The 18,936-nt window shown below is 66.6% G+C and carries 20 protein-coding genes and 1 pseudogene; 18 read left to right on the top strand and 3 right to left on the bottom strand.

Annotation, left to right across the window (positions count from 1 at the left end; all coding sequences use genetic code 11):
* The first annotated feature begins 9 nt into the window (after window positions 1-9).
* The 12 genes from Q319_RS0102180 to Q319_RS0102125 all read left to right on the top strand — a co-directional run bounded on the left by Q319_RS0102180 (window position 10) and on the right by Q319_RS0102125 (window position 10,354).
* Window positions 10-1,410 carry an SAVED domain-containing protein gene (locus tag Q319_RS0102180; protein ID WP_029480214.1) on the top strand — a complete coding sequence of 467 codons (1,401 nt, stop codon included), beginning with the start codon at window positions 10-12 and terminating at the stop codon, window positions 1,408-1,410.
* A 12-nt stretch (window positions 1,411-1,422) separates the two neighbouring features.
* Complete coding sequence (locus Q319_RS0102175; RefSeq protein ID WP_051655024.1) at window positions 1,423-2,538, top strand: SMODS domain-containing nucleotidyltransferase; 1,116 nt, start codon at window positions 1,423-1,425, stop codon at window positions 2,536-2,538.
* 16 nt (window positions 2,539-2,554) lie between these two features.
* Window positions 2,555-4,294, top strand: coding sequence for a ThiF family adenylyltransferase (locus Q319_RS0102170; protein ID WP_029480211.1), 1,740 nt, complete (start codon window positions 2,555-2,557; stop codon window positions 4,292-4,294).
* Window positions 4,295-4,299: 5 nt separating this feature from the next.
* Window positions 4,300-4,779, top strand: a complete 480-nt coding sequence (locus tag Q319_RS0102165) for a M67 family metallopeptidase (protein ID WP_211252321.1) — start codon at window positions 4,300-4,302, stop codon at window positions 4,777-4,779.
* A gap of 361 nt (window positions 4,780-5,140) precedes the next feature.
* Window positions 5,141-5,434 carry a hypothetical protein gene (locus Q319_RS0102160; RefSeq protein WP_029480207.1) on the top strand — a complete coding sequence of 98 codons (294 nt, stop codon included), beginning with the start codon at window positions 5,141-5,143 and terminating at the stop codon, window positions 5,432-5,434.
* Window positions 5,431-5,724: a hypothetical protein gene (locus Q319_RS0102155; protein ID WP_029480204.1), complete on the top strand. Its 294-nt coding sequence runs from the start codon at window positions 5,431-5,433 to the stop codon at window positions 5,722-5,724. The genes Q319_RS0102160 and Q319_RS0102155 overlap by 4 nt, the downstream gene beginning before the upstream one ends.
* A gap of 38 nt (window positions 5,725-5,762) precedes the next feature.
* The gene (locus Q319_RS0102150) at window positions 5,763-6,116 is read left to right on the top strand and encodes a hypothetical protein (RefSeq protein ID WP_156039132.1); all 354 of its coding nucleotides are present in this window, start codon (window positions 5,763-5,765) and stop codon (window positions 6,114-6,116) included.
* A 218-nt stretch (window positions 6,117-6,334) separates the two neighbouring features.
* On the top strand, window positions 6,335-6,514 hold the full coding sequence (locus Q319_RS26810; protein ID WP_156039131.1) for a hypothetical protein: 180 nt from the start codon (window positions 6,335-6,337) through the stop codon (window positions 6,512-6,514).
* Window positions 6,511-6,816 carry a hypothetical protein gene (locus Q319_RS0102140; RefSeq protein ID WP_029480198.1) on the top strand — a complete coding sequence of 102 codons (306 nt, stop codon included), beginning with the start codon at window positions 6,511-6,513 and terminating at the stop codon, window positions 6,814-6,816. The genes Q319_RS26810 and Q319_RS0102140 overlap by 4 nt, the downstream gene beginning before the upstream one ends.
* A 561-nt stretch (window positions 6,817-7,377) precedes the next feature.
* Window positions 7,378-9,357 (top strand): WD40 repeat domain-containing protein, encoded by a 1,980-nt coding sequence (locus tag Q319_RS0102135; protein ID WP_034413393.1) that lies wholly within the window; start codon window positions 7,378-7,380, stop codon window positions 9,355-9,357.
* Window positions 9,358-9,489: 132 nt separating this feature from the next.
* Entirely contained in the window at window positions 9,490-9,777 is a 288-nt protein-coding gene (locus tag Q319_RS0102130) for a hypothetical protein (protein ID WP_029480195.1), read from the top strand.
* A gap of 37 nt (window positions 9,778-9,814) precedes the next feature.
* Window positions 9,815-10,354, top strand: coding sequence for a hypothetical protein (locus Q319_RS0102125; protein ID WP_029480193.1), 540 nt, complete (start codon window positions 9,815-9,817; stop codon window positions 10,352-10,354).
* 150 nt (window positions 10,355-10,504) lie between these two features.
* On the opposite strand, the gene Q319_RS0102120 is transcribed toward Q319_RS0102125, so the two are convergent.
* Window positions 10,505-11,776 (bottom strand): hypothetical protein, encoded by a 1,272-nt coding sequence (locus Q319_RS0102120; protein WP_029480191.1) that lies wholly within the window; start codon window positions 11,774-11,776, stop codon window positions 10,505-10,507.
* 712 nt (window positions 11,777-12,488) lie between these two features.
* Between Q319_RS0102120 and Q319_RS0102110 the strand changes: the two genes are divergently transcribed.
* From Q319_RS0102110 to Q319_RS0102090, 5 genes and pseudogenes are all read left to right on the top strand, one after another.
* Window positions 12,489-13,460 carry a diacylglycerol/lipid kinase family protein gene (locus Q319_RS0102110; RefSeq protein WP_081845849.1) on the top strand — a complete coding sequence of 324 codons (972 nt, stop codon included), beginning with the start codon at window positions 12,489-12,491 and terminating at the stop codon, window positions 13,458-13,460.
* Between the two features lie 231 nt (window positions 13,461-13,691).
* A pseudogene (locus Q319_RS25300) lies at window positions 13,692-14,399 on the top strand (HAD family hydrolase).
* 213 nt (window positions 14,400-14,612) lie between these two features.
* Window positions 14,613-15,419 carry a GNAT family N-acetyltransferase gene (locus Q319_RS0102100; RefSeq protein WP_029480185.1) on the top strand — a complete coding sequence of 269 codons (807 nt, stop codon included), beginning with the start codon at window positions 14,613-14,615 and terminating at the stop codon, window positions 15,417-15,419.
* A gap of 175 nt (window positions 15,420-15,594) precedes the next feature.
* Window positions 15,595-15,849: a hypothetical protein gene (locus tag Q319_RS0102095; RefSeq protein WP_029480184.1), complete on the top strand. Its 255-nt coding sequence runs from the start codon at window positions 15,595-15,597 to the stop codon at window positions 15,847-15,849.
* A gap of 8 nt (window positions 15,850-15,857) precedes the next feature.
* Window positions 15,858-16,379: a hypothetical protein gene (locus tag Q319_RS0102090; RefSeq protein WP_029480182.1), complete on the top strand. Its 522-nt coding sequence runs from the start codon at window positions 15,858-15,860 to the stop codon at window positions 16,377-16,379.
* Between the two features lie 238 nt (window positions 16,380-16,617).
* On the opposite strand, the gene Q319_RS0102080 is transcribed toward Q319_RS0102090, so the two are convergent.
* Together Q319_RS0102080 and Q319_RS0102075 are read right to left on the bottom strand one after the other, a co-directional pair.
* A complete protein-coding gene (locus Q319_RS0102080; protein ID WP_029480179.1) occupies window positions 16,618-17,193 on the bottom strand; it encodes a hypothetical protein in 576 nt (191 codons plus the stop codon).
* Complete coding sequence (locus tag Q319_RS0102075; RefSeq protein ID WP_029480178.1) at window positions 17,190-17,492, bottom strand: PadR family transcriptional regulator; 303 nt, start codon at window positions 17,490-17,492, stop codon at window positions 17,190-17,192. Before Q319_RS0102075 ends, Q319_RS0102080 begins: the two co-directional genes overlap by 4 nt.
* 144 nt (window positions 17,493-17,636) lie before the next feature.
* Between Q319_RS0102075 and Q319_RS0102070 the strand changes: the two genes are divergently transcribed.
* Window positions 17,637-18,923 (top strand): hypothetical protein, encoded by a 1,287-nt coding sequence (locus tag Q319_RS0102070; RefSeq protein ID WP_029480176.1) that lies wholly within the window; start codon window positions 17,637-17,639, stop codon window positions 18,921-18,923.
* Window positions 18,924-18,936: the final 13 nt, after the last annotated feature.

Below are 18,936 nucleotides of genomic sequence, written 5' to 3'. Positions count from 1 at the left end.
GAGGAGCACGTGGCGGAGCTGGGTTTCGAAGTCGAGGGGGCGTCCGGCTTCGACGACATCATGCTGCGCTATGACCCACCCATCCCCGACGGCCGTGGCGGCCAGACCCATGTGGATTACGAGCAGGTCAAGTACCGGGTCACCCACAAGGGGCAGGTGGGCTTTGCGGATCTGACGGACCCTGCGTTCATCGGGGCGACCAGCGAGTCATTGCTTCAGAAACTGCACCGCGTTCAGCAGCAGCACGCTCCGAACGGGCAAGGGTCCCGCTTTATCCTGCGCCAGCCCTATCCCATCGACCCGCAGGATCCGCTGGCCGGACTGGTCAGTCGTCGGGAAGGCGCAATCCGGCTGGAGGTGCTGTTCGATGGCACCGGTGATCGTTCGGCCATGGGCCAGGTGCGCAAGCAGTGGCGCGAACACCTGGTTGTCGATGACGCTGGATTGCGCCAGGCGCTGACTCCGCTGCGGCTCAAGGGGGAAATTCACGACCTGGAAGAGGTTCAGGCGAGACTCAACAGTGCACTGGACGCCGCCGGCTTTCACCCCGTTCCTCGCGGCCAGCTGCACAACCCTTACGAGCAGCTACCCTGGAAGCTGTTTGCTACCCAGGGCGAGGTGAAGCTGGACAGCGCGGGCCTCACGCAACTGATGCGTGACCAGAACCTCTATGTCGGCCCGCCCCGCACCCAGGCGAGGGTGCGCCGTCTGGGAGTGCGCAGTTACGCCTGGAACTCCGATTACATCGTTGCAGACCTGGAGGCCCACCTCTGTTGTCTGAGCCACTTCGACGATCGCGTGATCCGCGCCCCCGAACTGTGGAAGACCCATGTGCAGCCGGAGATCGCGGCCTTCGTGCACCAGAACTTCAAGAGCGGCGACCATGTGCACCTCAGCCTTGAGGCCCACTATTCGGTTGTCTTCGCAGCGGGACGGGCCACCGCGCGCAGCAGCGCCCGGGTCTGGCCCGAGCAGTTTGGGGAAGTCTGGCAGGTCGGCGCGCAACCTGTCGCTCCCTTCGAACAACTGTGGAACTTTGACGAGGTGCCGATCGGCGCCGGCGAAGACATCGTCGTCTCCGTGAGCGTCGCACAGGATCTGAAAACAGACGTTCGACAGGCGGTGGTGAGCATGAACCTTCCTGCGTCGATCTTGCTTGAGGCAACCGTCCTGCCCAGCGTGGGCCGTCAGGCCGTGCAGGGAGCAGATCACGCCTATCTGCTGGCCCAAAAGCTCACGCACCGTCTACAGCAGCTCTGCGCGCAGCTTGGGCGAGGGCGACGAATTCACCTGTTCGTCGCTGTCCCCAAGGCGCTGATGTTCTTCCTAGGCCAGGAGTCCCGCACGCTAGGCAATATCCAGCTTTACGAATTCGATGGCGCCTACACCCCCAGCATCCTCATCGACTGAAGGAGACCGCCCATGATCATGACAAGCAGCTTCGAGACCTTCCTGAGCGCCATCCGGCCCACCGCCACCCAACGCAAGGCCATGCGCCGCGGCCACCGTGCTCTGCGTGACCGCCTGAATGACGACGACAAGCTTTGGGAGCTGACCGTCGCCACCTTTATCCAGGGCAGCTACCGTCGGGCGACGGCCATCCGTGCCGCGGCGGGCGAGCGCTCGGACGTCGATGTCGTGGTGGTCACCACCATTCCGCAGAGCACGCTGGCGGCCGAGGCTCAGGCGCTGTTCTACGATTTCGCGGAGAAGCACTATCCGAAGAAGTGGCAGAAGCAGGGCCGCTCGATCGGCATCTCGCTGGGGGACGTCGACCTGGACCTGGTGATCACTTCAGGGCCCAGCGAGGCTCAGACGGAAGCGGTCAAGTCCTTCAGCGCTTTCGACACCGCCGACCTGGCAGGGCTGGACGAGGAGCGCGACTACTACGGCCTCAACGTGGGCCCGGTCCTGCTGGAACAGGCCAAACAGGCTCAGTGGAAGCAGGAGCCCCTGTATATCCCCAACCGTGACCTAGACTGCTGGGACCCCACGCACCCGCTGGCGCAGATCGTCTGGACCCGGGATAAGAACGCGGCGACGGCCGGTCACTACATCAACGTGGTCAAGGCCCTGAAGTGGTGGAAGCGCAACAACCCGGCGCTGCCCAAGCACCCCAAGGGCTACCCACTCGAACACCTGATCGGCCAGTGCTGCCCGTCAGACATCACCAGCGTGGCTGAGGGCATCACCCGGACGCTTGAGGAGATGGTTCGGCGCTACGGCAGCGGGACGATCGTCCCCTTTCTGCCTGACCACGGCGTGCCCTCGCATGACGTGCTGCGGCGCGTCAAGGAGAATCCAGCGGACTTCCAGGTCTTCATGACAGAAATCGCCGGGGCGGCCACGCTCGCGCGCCAGGCGCTGGACGCCGCCACGCCAAAGGCCAGCGCGGACGCATGGCGCGAACTGCTGGGCGACAAGTTCCCTGAGAGCACATCCACCAGTCAAGCTGGGCTGATGTCCGTGGCGGCCACACCCTCCCTGACTTTCCCCAGCCATCCAGTCGCACCAAAGGGGCCCAAAGGCTTTGCCTGAGCTGCAGGCGTGGTGGATGGCCGACCAGCAGCGTTTCCTCCTGGAAACGCGGTCCATCGCCGCCATGGAGGCCACAGCAGAGTGGCTCTCCTGCACACGCTGGCGTATGGTGCAGGGCCGGCTCTGCTGCGACGCCACCCTGCATGTCCACGGCCACGCCTACGCAGTGCGCCTGACCTACCCTGAGCACTTCCCCGATCTGGCCCCGGCGGTGAAGCCGCTGGGCGACGAGCGGCGCTGGTCCTTCCACCAGTACGGGGCGGGTGGGGTGCTGTGCCTGGAGTGGGGTCCCGACAACTGGCATCCCAGCCTGACCGGAGTCGACCTGCTGTGCAGCACCTATCGCCTGCTGGCGCTGGAGAATCCCCTGGGCGACACCGAGGTCGTTGGAGTGGACGCGCCGTCCAGGCACGAGGAATCGTTGGGCCAAGCCCTGCGGTCGGCGGACCTGCGGGGCTTTCTGTCCAACCGCATGGCCTCCCTTCTGGGTGGACTGACGCTGAGGGAGCCCCTTCCCCTCCGCGGCGTGATTGTGCCGCCCGACAAGGTCCTGATCGTAACGACGGCTGGTGCGTGGCAAGACCCGACTGTGCCGGACAGGATCGACGCAGAGGACGCCTGCGCATTCCCAGGCTTCGCCTTCAGAACATCGATTCCCGGCCATCTCTTCCGCGGAGTCCCGAAGATGCAGGATCTGGTGGGCCTTCTCAAGGACGCTGGGGTGTCGCACTGGCCCCACAACCCCGAGCGCCCGCTCGAGGACACCGCGGTGCTCGCCCTGGCCATCCTGATCGACGCCGAGGACGGGATCCACGGCTACCTCGTGCGAGGAGACGCAGACCGCGAGCAGGTGCGCCGCGTGGCTTTGCTGCCGGATAACCTGGGCGAGGCCCGGCAGGAGCATGGGGCAGAGTTGAGCGCCACCGTGGGCATCGTGGGTCTGGGGTCTCTCGGCAGCAAGGTCGCCCTGTCCCTGGCCCGGGCCGGAGTGGGAATATTCCGGCTGGTCGATGATGATGTGCTGTTGCCGGGGAATCTGGTGCGCCACGCGCTGGACTGGCGCTCCGTTGGACGGCACAAGGTCGACGCGGTGGGGCAGGCGATCGAGGGCATCGTGCCCGATGCGGTGGTGGCCACCCACGCGCTCCAGCTGGCCGGACAGGAGTCGAGCCAGCGCCACGCCGAGATCATCGGACTGCTGGGGAAGTGCGACCTGATCATTGACGCCACCGCAGACGGGCAGGTCTTCAACCTGCTGAGCATGGTGAGTACCCGGTCCCACGTTCCGCTGGTGTGGGGACAGACCTACGGGGGAGGCCTGGGGGGTCTGGTGGCGCGCAGCCGTCCGGGCATCGACCCCACCCCGTTGCAGATGCGGGCCATGTACCAGGAGTTCTGCCGTAAGCATCCTCACGAGGAGGAGCTTTGGGCGGCAGAGCCATATTCAGCGGGAACCGCTGGCGAAGCCCCACTGCTCGCCACGGACGCCGACGTGGGGGTCATGGCCAATCACGTGGTCCAGCTCGCGCTGGACGTCATCACCCGCCCGCAGGACAGTCATTACCCATACTCGATGTACCTGCTGGGCTTCCGGGCCGGCTGGGTCTTCGATCAGCCGTTCCAGACCCTGCCGGTGGCGATGCCGGCAGCGGATCAGTGGCCAGCCCCGCACGCCGAGGAAGAAGAACTTTCGGCCGAAGAGCAGGCTGAGCTGATCGGGCGGTATCAGGCGATCCTCGAGGATTCGAAGGGGTGAAGCTGTTGCTGCCCGCATCCCTGGCCCAGCAGCTGGTGACCGCGCTGCGACGGGCTGGCTCACGGGAGATCGGCGGCGTCCTGATGGGCGAGCATGTGGGCGAGAACCTCTTCCGAATCGTGGAGTGCACCGTTCAGACTCAGGGGGGCACGGCGTCGCGCTTCGTCCGGCAGGCCGAGAGCCACACCGTGGCGCTGGACCGCTTCGCCGAGCAGCACGGGCATGACCCACGCCGCTTCAACTACCTGGGAGAGTGGCATTCGCACCCCTGTCACCCGCTGGTGCCCAGTCCCACAGACATTGGCACGATGGAGGGGATCGTCAACGACCTGTGGATCGGGGCGAACTTCGCTGTGCTGCTGCTCGTGCGTCTGGGACGCGCGGGCGCACTTGAGGCGGCGGCGCGGATCTACCTGCCTGGGGCTCCCGCCCGCGAGGCAACCCTCATTCTAGAAAGCCGAATGGAGGCCACCGATGACCACTAACAGCCAGCGGGCCCCTTCCTGACCACCTTCATTAGTCAGATTCATTGAGTGGAAGGATGCCTGTCTAGGGCGCCGCAGCGTTGAGTCAAAGTCTGCCTGATCTGGTACTGGCGCGAATCCGCCAGACGGCGTAGCCGTCTCTGTGATCACCGCCGCCGAGTGAGTCCAACTCCCCCAGACCAGCGCTCCACCCGCAACACGGACCGGCCCTGCGACGGGAGCTGCGAGGTGCGCCCGATGCCCATCAGCGGCGCCCCCGTCGACGAGGCCCCATACACCAACGCTCCTGAAGGAGAGCAGAAGAAAGACGCGCCCCCGGGAACCTGGGGGCGCTTTTCGGTGCAGCAATTCGCATCACAACATGACACACGCCCCCGCACTGCACGCAGCGATCCTCGCCGGTCTTCCCACCACTCACATCACCCGCGCCCTGCTCAATCAACTCCCCCAGCATGACGCCCTTCAGGTTCTCGCCCGGGCCTGCGCCGGCGGCCTAGCGCCGCGCTGCCCCCACCCACTGTCGGGGTGGAGCGGCTGGGAGTGCGAACCCACTGGCCAGCTCGAACTCGCGCTGTGGCACCACTCGTTGACCCTACCGGTGTTCGCGCCACTGAGGGTGGACATCGAGGCCGCGCTGATCTGGGGTTCACTGTGAGCCCGGACCTGACCTCCGATCAACTCCAGGCCCGCGTGGACGCGCTGATCCTGGCGGGGCGCGTGCATGGGGATCCACAGTCGAGAGCGCTGTGGGCCCGGGTGCGAGAACGCGAGCCCGTCGCCTGGGCGGAGATGGCGCGGTGGGTGGCGTCGGGCTATGGCAATGATCTGCTCCGCGCGCTGTACCGGCAGTGTTCGGCGGGCTGGGGCGCGCGCGCACCGCTGAGCGAGGCCCTGGCTGCGGAGGTGGGGGAATTGGTGGCCGAGATGGTGGAGCGGTGGGGGTAGGCTTGCGCGCGAGGGGCCGCCAGAGCGACCCTGTGGCCATGCCGCCCACCCTGCCCCCCGCCCTGGCGCCGCTGGTGCTGGCGGGGGCAGGGCTGATGCCGGGCGACCTGCGCCTGGCCGCGGCGCTGACGGACCAGCAGCTGGCGTGGGCGCTCCGTCTGGTGCCGCAGGTCCTGGCGCTGGGCCAGGGCGAGGCGCTGCTGGTGATGGATGCGCCGCACCTGCGCCTGGGGATTGCCTGTCACGGTGGGGGTGCGTGGCTGGTGGAGCGCAGTGCGAAGTACGACGTGATCTGGCCCCCCACGTTCAGCGCCGAGGCGGCCCCCCTCTACGCGGCCGCGCTGATCGCCGGCGTCTGGAGCCCTGGCGAGTCGCACCGCTGGGCGACGTGAACCGCCGTCCCCGCCACCATCTGCGGCCCGCGGCAGACCTGCTGACTCCGGGCGCCGGGAGAGCGGCGCCGACAGTGGCCCCTGAGCATGCGAGAGGTGCCTTCCTCGCGCGGATCCTGGCCGGGGAGAGGCTGCCGCCCGAGGCCCTGGCATTGGCTGAGCGGCTGACCGACGAGCAGCTGGCCTGGGCGCTGACCACGGACGCACGCGGCGTCGTTATGACCACCTGGCTTGACCACGACAACCTGACGCTGGCTTCAACAGACATGCGGGCGGCGCTGGCCGGCGAGGAGACGGCCTGGACCGTCAGCGCGGACGTGGACGGGCGTCCCACGGTGCTCGCCACCACCTCAAGCCTGCTGCACGCGGCGCTGGTGGCCGCGGAGCTGCGGACGTGAGCGCCCCGACCTGCCCGGACAGGCTGGCGCCGCTGGTCCTTTCTGGCACGCAGAAGATCACCGCTGAGTCACTCTCCGACCTGGCACTGCTGGAGGAGTGCCGGCAGGCCCACGCCTACGCGATTTTCACCTGTGAGGCGGGGGCGCGGGGCGGGCTCAAATTTTCTCTGGCCGAGGTGATCGAGGACATCCTGATTGACGCGCGGCGCCGCAGACCTCGGTGGATCCCCCAGGCCGTCTGGGTGGAGATTCGCGCGGCTGGCTGGGAGCGGCTGGTTGCTGAGTTGATCCCGCTGGAGTAGGATTTTTTGGACCGCGGTGCTCGGTGGCGCGCGGCGCGCCGGGCAGCAGCTTCGTGGGGCCGAACTATCGACGAACACGCTGCCTGGTGCAAAGGCTGGAGCCCGTGATAGACACGGGAATCTGAGGACATGCTGGAGTTGGGTTGACAGTGGCCCGCCGCGCCCATTCGAGTTCAAGGTCCCGGCGTGGGCGGGCGCTGGGCTTCTGGAAAGAAGCCTCTCATCCGGTCCAGGTCGTACGCCAGCAGCCAGGAAACGGTCTATCAATACCTCAAGGCCGCAGGCGACGCATAAGCTCGACACCCAGCGCATACCACGTTCGTTCTCGCAAGGCAGGCAGGGACGCTGGGTTGTCGGCAAAGCGTGGCTGTTGGAGGCGTGCGGCAACAGGCGACATGGCGAACGCAGTGACCCGGCGTCCACCGCGCCCCTGACGAACGGCTGGGAGAGACACGTCGCAGTCACGGCCCGCCCAGTGAATGCAGGGCGTCCAGGTAAAGTCAGTCTCCTCTTCTCGCCCAGACATCATCTCCCGGTCAAGGGGGACAGTAGCGTGGGGCCATGCCTCTGAACCGTGTCGCGTTGCTGCTCGCCGCCCTGACCTGCACCCTGTGGCCTGGCGCCGCCTGTGCCCTCCAGCCGTCGCCAGACGGCACGGCCCGCGTCGACGGCCACGCCTCGGGCACCTTCGACACGCTGAGCAGCTCCGCCGGCTTCGCAGGCGGACTGGCCTGGGGGCCAGACGGCACGGCCTACACCCTGGACGGCGCGAGGGTGCTGTACCGCTGGAACGTGCACAGCGGGCGTCCCGTATCCCGCACCACGCTCAGCCCCCCTGCCAGCCTGCCAGATGCCACCGCGGCCTTCGGGCCGCGCCTGCGGCTGGACGGCTACCGTGCAGACGGTGGGGCGCTCACAGGACCGTTCATCCGGGTGCGGGGCTATGTGAAAGCAAAGTCCTACCAGACCGCCTACACCCTGCGGGCCGACGGCCGGGCCGTGCTGGGTGACCTCTGCCCCCGTGCGGCGGGGCGCGCGGGCGGGTGCGCGGGCGGGTACAGCGTGACGGTCCTTGCCCCTCAGAAGGGACGGGCGACGTTGCGCCTGGAGGGCAACAAAGGGCCGAGCAGCGAGATCACCCTGCCTGCCGGGCAAGTGCTGGACGTGGAATCCTCGCCCGACGGCACGCGGGTGGCGGCGCTCCGCAGCGTGGCGAAACGCACCTACGACCCGGCGGCGCCCCTGTACCTGGACGTGGCGACGCGGGACGGCAAGGTGGTCTCGCGACAGGTGCTGGGAAGCTTCGGGGTGCAGCCCCAACAGGAGCCCCAGGTGCGCTGGGTGGACGCGGCGCGGGTGCTGACCGCGGCGCCCCGGACGACCTCCAGCACCTCCAGCCCCAGCGGGCAGAGCGTCAGCCTCTGGGGCCTCAGCGGTCAGTTTCCCCGCTGGACCGTCGGTGCGGGCGAACTGCGTGACGCCGTGCCCTCGCCGGACGGCACGCTGTTCATGACGGTGCGCCGCGGCAGCGTGCCGGAAGTGCGCCGCGTGTCCGATGGCTCCTTCATGCGCCCCCTGGGTGCGGCCGTCACTGCGTCGGTGCCGCTGCCAGGAGGCAGCGCGTTGGTGGCGCTGGACACCGGGAACGGGCAGGGCGAACTGCGGACCCTGCGTCCGGGCCGTCAGGGTCAGCCGCTAGGTGGGCCAGGACTGGAGGGCGTCAGCGGATTGGCCCTCAGCCCAGACGGACGGTTCATCGCTGCGGCGCGGCCAGGCGGTGTGGCGGTGCTCGACCGTGCCGGGCGGACCTTGCACACGCTGACGCTGCCCGAGGATGCGTACCAGTTGGAGGTGAGCTTTGCGGGTCCCAGGACACTGTTCGCACGTTTCGAGGACGGGGGCGGCAGCAGTTGGCGCAGCCGAACCTGGGACGCGGTGACCGGACGGGTACTGAACCAGGAAGCCAGCACCCAGCCCGCCGGGTCCTTGCGCCTGCGGGTGGCGTCTCGGCGGTTGCCCAGCGGCGAGTTCGAGTCCCGGCTGAGCGTGACTGGACCCGGCGGCGGAACGTTGTGGCAGGAGGCGTGGCGAGCAGACTACCGCCCCTTTCTCCTTCCCAGCCCCGACGGCCGTGCGGTGGTGCGCGGGGTGGCGCGGCGCATCAAGGAGCAGACTGAACAGTTCGACCTGTATCTCTACCGGTTCGACCCGCGCACCGGGCAGGCCGATCCTGGGCTGACCCTGCGGACGGGCGACCCCAAAGAGGCGTACCGGGGCCTGCGCCTGCTGGACTACGCGCCGGATCGCCGCTTTGTGCTGCTGGGGGAGGGTTCGGGCGACGGCTGCGGTGGGGCCTTCTACGGCCTGCGCCTCGCGGATCTGGAGGCCCGGCGGGAGGTGAAGCTATCGGCTGCCCTGACCGCGGGGCTGACGCGCTTCTTCGGCTGCGGCCAGCCGGTGCCGCAACCCACGGCGGCGTTCACGCCAGAGGGCAAAGGGCTGCTGGTGCGCGATGGGAACACGCTGAACTGGTGGCGTTGATCGCAGTGGGCCAAGGCGGGGACGTGTCCTTGCGCCGTCACAACCGGGGGTCCGTGAACGTGGGGGGACAGGAAAGGTCGTCCCCGCTGCGGCCACGGAACCCTTCGTCTCTGCACGCCCTGAAGAAGCGGCATGTCCACCACGCCAGAACCTGACTTTCTGAGCTTCCTGGGCGCATTTGCAGTGGCCTGCGTGGTGTCCATCTTGCTGTTCAGCCTGCACTCGGCGCAACCTCTCCAGAACTGCCAGGACACCATCCAGGCCTTCCAGGGCAGGGCGGCCATGAGCGCCCTGCTGGCCCTCACCTCTGGCTTGCTGATGCTGTGGAGACCTGAAAGGCGAGGCTTCTGGGGTGCGCTGAGCGTCTTGTTGATCGGCGCTGGCGCGCTGCTGCACTTCGCCACGCCGTTTTTCTGTTGACGTGATCATCCACCAGTCCCTGAGGTAGCGTGAACACATGCGCGCCTCAGTTCCAACCCTCACGCTGGGCGCCCTCGCCGGTCTTTTCCTGGGCGTCCCGGCGCTGCTGATCGGCGGCTACATCTGGCAGGCGGGACTCGACCTGCGGTCTCCCTCGTCCAGCCGCGAATGGGTGGGCCTGTGCGCCCGGGGGCGCGAGGACATTTTCTGCAAGGCGGCAAAACACGTGGTGGCCCGCGAGGTCACTGGCCCCTTCGTCGTGATCTACCCCGGCGTGACCGGCGACCGTGACCTCACTGCGGCGCTGACGGTATGGAAAGGGCATGACCCGACTGAACAGGAACTGGCCGCACTGGTGCGGGCCAACCTTTTCCTGACCGCAGACCTGGGTGTGGGGGAAGTGCGCTCACTGGACGGCCAGCTCTGGCAAGTCAGCCGTCCGGCGGACCAGAAAGGGTCATACAAAATCGGGCCACTGCGGGTCCACCGGCACACCCGGCCGGCCAAGCCCGACGACGGCGCGGTCTATGTCACCCTTGGACCCAGAGGGCACATAACCTTCCTGCCGCCACGCTGATCATCCAGCGCAAAGATGACATGCTCAGCGGAATATGCCCCGGCTGCCATGCTGCTCCATGCGTTCAAAAGCCCGTGCTGGACGCAGGGGCTGATGACATGCTCAAGTAGAATTGACACAGAGCAGCACCTTCGGGAATCAAGGACCTGCTCAGTTGAATTCGACAGAATGCTGGGAAGCGGGCAAAAAAGCGCGCAGCCAGACAGCAAGGGAGTGAGCGTACAGCAGCCTGTATTTGCCTTCGTAAAGTCCAAATGGATCCTGGCGCTCCCCACAGCGCCTGCATTCACTGATCGGGTAGCCGGGGCTGACGCGCTCGACCCAGGGGGAGAAGAATTGGAAGCGTTCGGCAGGTTCTAAAGGGTCCACACAGAGGATGGGCCAATGGCAGGACCTGCAGCGTCGTGCGATCAGCACCAGACGAGAATGCTTCTCAAAGTGCTCCAATAACTGATCAGCTGGATGGCCAAGGTAACTGGCGGCGAACCGTAATGCTGCGGCGTCCTTCCGAAAGAACTCGACCACCCCGGGCTTGAACGGGTGCATCAGCTCAGCTCCGAACACCTCGCGCTGTTCAGTCAACGCCTGCTGTATGGCTCGGCGGTGTTCTTGAAGGGCGCTGTGACGCTCAGCGGTCTGACGCTCGATGTCGGCCCGGCGCAGGGCAGTCTGAGCCTCTCGTTGCGCGGCACAGGCTGGACACCACCAGAGAACGAGGCCACTGCCGCCTTCACTGCGGGCGTAAAAGATCAGGTTCACCAACTTCGGGGGCACGCGAGTGCCTTCCAGGTATCGGTACAGCAAGTGCGGCTGGCTCAGTCGCCAGGCCAGCTTCTCTGGCAGTTCTGCCCGAGTGGTTCGGAGTCCACATCGCAAGTCTTTTTCGTCGTCCCCGACGATAAGTTCGTCCACCACCGGACACAGCACGTAGGGGTCCCGCGCCGTGGCTTCAGCTTGTAGTTCGAGCCATGGGACGCTGAGTTGCGCTGCCTTGACCCGCCCCACCCGGTGGCGGTGGTAGACCTCAAAGCCGAAGACAGCGCTTTGCTCCCGCATTGCAGCCACATCAAGCCGGTAGTCACCCAGCGCCACCTCCTCGGCGGCGTGGTCGAAGGCCGGCGGTTGCCAGGGTTCGTCGTGGGTCGCCTCGCACCCGAAGCGCTGGCAGACCCGCCGGATCACGAAGGACTGTTCGCGGTGGGTCAGGGCGTGGGCGAGACGCATCTTGGCTGAGAGGTGCAGGATGCTCTCGCCGGTGCAGGTGCTGCCGGATTTGTGGGAAAAGTCCGCGACGACGACCCGGCCTTGCCGCAGGTGTTCGCGGCGCAGCGAGACCGCCCTCGTGGCACTCCAGGTAGGCGAAAGGGCCACCATGTGCAGCCATCGCCCGGTCAACCAGACGGCCGGCAGTGTCGGCGGCATAGGGGACGGCGCGTGACATGTCCCAGCGTACGGCAAGCCCCGCAAGCAACAGGCAAAAAAAGTTGTCCAGCCCTACGAGCGTGGCCATCTGATTGCTCCAGTTCGCATTCCCCGTGGTGACGAGTTGACGGCGAAGATCACTGTCAAGGCATTGACGAGCGGGAGCACGCCATAAAAAAGCCCCAGCGTTCAGCTGGGGCGAGGCATCCGACTTCACTCGGCCGGGGTGGTGCTTTGCACTGGAGCCATTCTGCGGGAGGCTTTGTGAGCGGCCTGAGCCCGACGTGCAGGGAGCTTCATGGCTTACGCCCGGAACTGACCAACCAGGGCTGGGACACTGCCGGCTTCAGCCCAGCGCTCACCGGTTCCCGCTGGGTGCTGTGCCCACTGGCGAGGACCAGGTCGAGGTCATGCGCGGCGGGCGGCAGGGCTTTCACTGCGCTCAATTCCGCTGGATCGTGAGCGCGGGCCGCCGACGCGTGGGTGTCCGGTTCCCAGATGAAGCGCGTCAAGGCCGCAGGACCGCCAGGCATGGATGGTGGCGTATCTCGTCACCACCTTTGTGCAGAGGCTTTGTGGGGAGCAGGTTGAGAATCACGTTCCGGCGGAACTCGAGACGGCCCACAGCCCGCAGAGACCCGTGAACCCTAAAGAAGCAGAAAAGTCGTCCACCACGGTCAGCTGCTCGTCAGGCATATGAATTAGGTCACGTATGACAGACCCCTCCGCTTCCCCCGGCGCTGCGACCTCCCCTGACGCCCTCTCTGCCCTGGCAGGCAAGCGGGTGCTGCTGGTCTTCAATCCCAAAAGTGGCCAGGGAGAGAGTACCCTCCCCGATTTCGTCAGCCTGATTCGGGGGGCTGGGGCCGAAGTCACTGAGCGTGAACTGGTCAAGGACACGCCGATGAGTGAATACGTTGCCGATCTGGAGAACTTCGATCTCCTGGTCGGAGCAGGCGGTGACGGTACGGTGAGCAGCCTGGCCTACGCTGCGCGGTATACGGACGTGCCCATCCTCGCCTACCCGGCGGGCACCGCCAACCTGATCGCCAGGAACCTAGATCTGCCGGACGACCCTGCCGAACTGACGGCCGTTCTGGCGGCCGGCCAGAGCGTGCGGGTGGACCTGGGCGAGATTGAGGTCAGGGGCGAAAAAAGCGGCTTTGCCATGCTTGCGGGCGCGGGGGCGGATGCGGCGATGATCCGCGATTCCGAAGACCTCAAGGAGAAATACGGTGAACTCGCCTACGTCATGAGCGCGATGCGCCAGATCAATCCGAAGAAGACCACCTTTCACCTCGTCATTGATGGCGAGCCCCGCTCCTTTGAGGGCATTGGGGTGATGGTGGCGAACTTCGGCATGGCCAATTACCGCCTGCCGATCACGTCGGACATCAGTCCCAGCGACGGCAAGTTCACGGTGCTGATCAAGGCCGGGAACATTCTGCGCCTCGTGCCCAACATCATCGACTCCGTTCGGGCCAGGCTGAATCTCGGGGATCCCATGTTCAGCGGTAACCTGGAGACCCTGGAGGCCAAGATGGTGACGGTCGGGGCTGACGATCCTTTTCCCTTGCAATACGACGGTGAGCTGCACGTCGAGACGACACCCTTCACGGCGAGCATCGTGCCAAGTGCCGTCCGCTTCCTGACGCCCGTCAGGAAAGCGGATCTGGACACCTGAGCTGCCGTGAGGACACGCTGGACAGCCGGGGCAGGTCACGCAGGCGCAGACGGCGCTCGGCACGGCGGTCAAGGCTGCCACGGCAGCGCTGGTCAGCGCCGAGACCCGGCATCAGGCCATTCTGGGGGAGGCGCAGGCTCTGGTGGACGAGGCGAAAGCAGTGGCCGGGAAGCTGGCCTGCCAGCCCGCCTGACGATAGTGAAGCCTGGACAGGAGGCAGGAGGCTCTCCCATGGATCCCGTGCCCATGCCTGACCGTGACCTCCCCCAACTCAAGGCCATTTGCTTCGACTTTGACGGCACCCTGACCGATTTCGTCGCCGCGGACCTGACCGCCTTGGAGGCCTTGCGCCACCTCGCGGGCGTCACGCAGTCCAGGGAGACGTTCGTGGACGTGGCTGTTGAGGCGATTATGGCTTTCCACACTCAGGTCGAGCGAGGCGAGGCTGACCCCCTGCGCATGCACGAGGTGCGGCTGAGCCAGACGCTGGCCACCTATGGCGTCGCGTGGCGCAGCGAGTACCTGGAGGCATATCGCGCCCGCTTGCTCCAGGCGTGTTCTCCGGTGCCAGGAGCTCAGTCGCTGCTCACGGCATTGCGCCCCCGCTTCAAGCTTGCGTTGCTGACCAACGCCTATGACGGCACCGAGCAGCGTGACCGTCTACGCCACAGTGGGCTCGAGGAGTACTTCGATGTGATCGTCGCGTCTGGGGAGGTCTGAGTCTTCAAGCCGGATCCCCGCATCTTTCTGCACACACTGGACCTGCTGGGGGTCACGCCGGACCAGGCCCTGTACGTGGGCGACTCGCTCACGCATGACGTGCATGGGGCAGCCTCAGCAGGGATGCGTGCGGTGCTGGTCGGGCGGCGCACCGCCCACCCTGAGGCCTGGTACACCGTTCCCACTTTGCAGGCTTTGCGAGACGCCTGGGTGTCATAAGGCCAGCCCCTCAGTCCAGCCAACGGCAAATTCGTTCGGCGCTCGGCTGTCGGTCCTGTAAGCTCCCCCCATTCTGCTGTGCCCCGGAGGTCCCCATGATGCGAACCCGTCTGCTTGCCCACGTTGTGCCGTACGTTCGTCTCCCGGTCACCTCAATCCGTCGCTGACCCGAGCCCGACGGATTGCCAGTGACCCGCCTTCTGAGGTCACCACTTGAACACCTACTCCATCCACACACTGACGCTGCACACCTTGGCCGATGCCTTCGCCCTGGACCCTGACCGTGAGGAGGCCGAGCGGCGCCTCACCGCGCTACGGGCGCGTATCGCCGAAGGCAAGGCTGCGCCCGAGCAGTTCCTGATCCTGCGTTCCGAACGGGGCGTGGAGGGCATCGCCTCGCTGGCCGCTCCTGCGCAGGTGCCGGTCTTTCCCCACTTCCGCCCGGACGTGGGCCCGGGCGGCATCACCGTGCTCGCGCGCGCCATTCGTGAGCACGCTGGGCTGAAGCGCAAGTTGCTTTTGCAGGACAGCCTCGCGCCGCTGGATGCCGAGGCGGTCCTCGCGGCGGGCTGGGTGAGCGACGCCCCGGTCCAGGTGATGTACGAGACGGACCTCCGCGCGCGTGCCTACCCCCTCGTGCCCGGTGCCGTGGAAGGCGGCGACGAGCTTCGCCAGCGTCCTGAGATCGCCGCACTCATGGGCGCCCTGGGCCATTCAGACTGGGAATGGGCGGAAGGCTGGACCCTGGTGGCCCTGGCCGACACGGCTGAAAAGCCTGTCGCGCTGGGAGCCTGCGGCCCCAGCAATCGCCCCGGCTGGGCCAACTTGAACATGCTCGGCGTCCACCTGGAGGCGCGGGGCCAGGGATACGGCACCCGCTTGCATGCGCACCTGCTGGCCCGTGCGGCCGAGCACTTCGTCATGCACGGCGGCAGCACTGAGGCCGAGAATCAACCCATGCGCCGCATCTTCGAGAAGCACGGCAGCCGCCACGACGCCACCCAGATGTCCTTCCGGTAACCACCTCTGGGCAGCAGCCCCTGGCTGTGCGCGCCATCGCGCACAGCGCAGGACAGCAGCTTGACGGGGCAGACCAATCCCTGCGGACATGCTGCCTGATGCAAAGTCTGGAGCCCGTCCCGGACTCGGTTGACATACTGGAACTGACATTCCCCCGCCTGCGAGGAGACAACCCATGATCAATGCACTCAAATCCCTGTGGGCCGTCCTGAGCGCCCTGTTCCTCGGCGTCATCGGCCAGCCCACCGGTGGCACGGACCCGGAAGCCCGGGCCCGCAAAACCCGCCAGCGTGAGCGCATGGAACAAAATCCACCAGCCGGACCGCTGCGAACGCTCAGCACTCTGCTGCGAACCGCCTTCTACGCTGTCACATTCCAGCCCGACAACGAGCCTGGCACTCGGAAGCCACGGAGCGGACGGCGCAAATGAAAAGGCTCGTGTTGCTCGCCGCCCTGGTCTGTCCTGGGATCACCGGTTGCGTGCCAGCGCACACCCAGTCCACGCACCTGCTGCGTCCTGGCACGACCATCACCGGCGCCGGCGGTGTGCGCGTCTCGGCCCCAGCGCAGTGGCGCGAGGGCCCGCAAGCGGGCGTCCGGGTCACCATCACCCGGCTCCCCCGGGACACCCTGGCATGGCCCATCAAATCCGGAGCGCGCCTGGGACTCCCCATCTACCGGGTGGAGGCCGAGGTCCCGGTGCTCACGGACGACCGGGACCGATTTACCGTGACCATTCCCGTGGGCACCGCTGACCCGGCGTTCCTGGCGCCGCTGCTGTTGAGTACTGGGATCGCTGACTCAGATGGACCCGGAGGCAGCTTCACGGTCTGGGCCGACGATCCCTCGGCCACGCTGGAGGGCAACGAAATCACCTTCAGGATCACGGGATTTGTCGACGAGACCCACCTGTTCACGGCTGCCTTGCTGGATGTGCCGCGCACCTGGACGAAGAGATGACGCCTCTGTGCTTGTCAGGCGATGCTGACCACCTCGGGGCGGCTGGACATTCTCCGATTCAAATTGAGGACATGCTCAGCAGGATAGCCCTCAGGACATGCTGCTTTATGCAAAGGCTGGAGCCCGTGCTAGACACGGGCTCCGGGGACATACTCAGTTGCCAGATGGCGGACATGGTTCAGACTGATCTGGTTAGCAAAATGCTGGTGCCGGCGAGGCTCCGTCTGGGCTCCGCTGGTTACCGCTTCAGTCCGACCTGACCCGCTTTGACGTTCTTGCGAAGCGAACGCTGGCCGAGCCAGAGGCCCAGGCCAACGGCCAGCGCCTTCCACACCAGGACCAGCAGAAACTGCCGCAGATCGATCCTGCCCCATGGCAGCAGGTCCATCTGCTGGCCAGCGACCGCATCAGGAAGATTCATGGGCAAAGTCATGGTCACCAGTCTGGCGATCAGCGGCTCCAGCACCATGCCAAGGGCCGGAACCATCCAGATCAGCGCCGGACGAACACCCAGACGAACGAGAAAGACGGCTGCAAGACACGGAATCAGTAGCACCAGCAGACTTATCGGTAAAGGCGAACCCAGAAGCATGGGACGCAACCCCTGAGGGCCATAGCCGATGCTGAATGCATTGAGCGCCATCACCAGCACGCTGTTGATCAGGATGTACAGCAAGAGTGCCGCACCGAGGACCAGCAGCACCCGGGGACCGCGCTGAAACCAAGCCGTGCGCCGCGCTTCTCCCGCCCAGGTTGCGTCGTCCACACTTGCCGCCTCGTTCTCCATGCCGTTGTGCCAATCTTCGGGTGTCATAACAGCGCCCCCTTGAGCGAACGAATTTTCGTGTCCTGCGTCTTCTCCCGCGCCAATTCAAGCCCCTCTGGTGTCAGCGTGTAGATGTGGCGCGGCGGCTTGCCAGGATGCGGGGAATCCTCCCACTGCGCGTCCAGATAACCCTGGGCATGCAGACGCTGGAGAATAGGGTAGAGGGTGCCACTTTTCAGCTCGGTGGCCTTGCTCAGGTCATAGCCGTAGCTGGGACGTGGGTGGGTGCGGGCCAGCGTTGTCAGGACGGCGCGGGTGTGCGGACTGGAATTTGGAGGGCGGGCCATAAGTCATTCTACATATATAGAGTTAGGTGTCAAGCTGTGAAGCGCGTGCTTCGCGTCATAACGCGGCCTCTGGAGCAACGCCCCGCTTCAGCGCGCCTGCGACAATGCCAGACGTTCTCGCTGGCCTGAACGCTAGTCTGGGCCATGCGTGCCCCCTGGTGCTTGCCCTTCACCCTCGGCCTGGCCCTGGCCGCTCCCACTGCCTTGCCCTGGTCCGAGGGCTACCTCGATCTGGGCCAAACCGCCGCCTTCCCTCTAGTCCTCCGCCCCCGCTCCCCCACACCCATGCCAGACGCCCCGTCGCCGCCGCGCACCGTGGGTGCGCGGGTCCTGTGGTCCGCGAAGCCGCTCCCTCCAGTCCGGGCGGTCCTGACGCCGGGCCGGCCCACGCCACTGGGCCAGGGCTGGCAGGCTCCCGTGGCCCTGACCCTCAATGCCACGGCCCCCGCCGTGGTGGAGGTCCTGAACCAGCCCATGGCCGTTCACCCAGGACTGACGGTGCCCGCCGTGCGCCTGGGCCAGGCTTTCTTGCGGGTCGATCTCGACGCCGTCTACCGGCAGGCCGGCCGGGTGCTGAGCGTGCCGGAGCTGGCCGGCCGGGTCCTGACCCTGAAGCGTCTGGATGCCGGCGCCGCCACCTTCATGATGGACGGCCTGGGCGAGGTGCAGCGGGACGGTGATCCAAAAGGCGGCTTCCCCGATCTGGCCCCGCTGATCGACGATCCTGAGCTGGCCGCGCTGAAGCGGAAGTATGAGGGCCAGCCCGTCTGGGGCTACGGCGGACTCCACGCTGACTGCTTTCCCTCGGCGCGGGAACAGGTGGGCATGGAGGTGCCCCTCACCCAGGGCGTGCGGGTCCGGCAGGTGGCCCGGCTGGGCAAGCCGATGCTGCTGAACGTGCAGGGAGGGGTGGGCTCTGGTGAGGTGGGATGGGGCGCGGACGCCCTGGCCCTGACGCCGCTGGTGTTCCTGCTGGACCCCGCCCCCTTCGAATCAGCTGGAACAGTCTCGTTCTCCTCGTCCGGGGGCAACGAACCGCCGCAATCAACCGGGGTGCCCTCGTCGGCCCCGGAGGACTTCATGGCGCAGATCGAGCAGGCCACGCGGCCCGGCGTGTGCGGGCAAAGTGTGGCGATATACCTGCTGGACACCTGGGCAGTGACGCGGGTGCTCAGCCGCACCGCGCCGGGGGCGGGGGTGCCGGGTGTGGGGGATGGCCGCGGGCCAGGGATCAGCGCGCCGATTCCGGCGCGGGGACTGACGCGCTGGCAGTACGCCTGGCTGTCGGGGTTCCCCAGCAGCACCTTTGGGGACCTCAGCGCGGTGCTGCGCCTGTCCAAGTGGGAGTACCGCAACATTCCGTTCCCGGCCACAGTGACCTTTGACGCGCAGGGGAAGGTGTCTGAGGTGGACGTGCCTCGCCTGCCCTGAAGGGCGGCTGCAC

The organism is Deinococcus marmoris DSM 12784, assembly GCF_000701405.1.
GTDB lineage: Bacteria > Deinococcota > Deinococci > Deinococcales > Deinococcaceae > Deinococcus > Deinococcus marmoris.
Note: the sequence above shows the minus strand (reverse complement) of the source record. Positions and strands in the feature narration are given on the sequence as shown.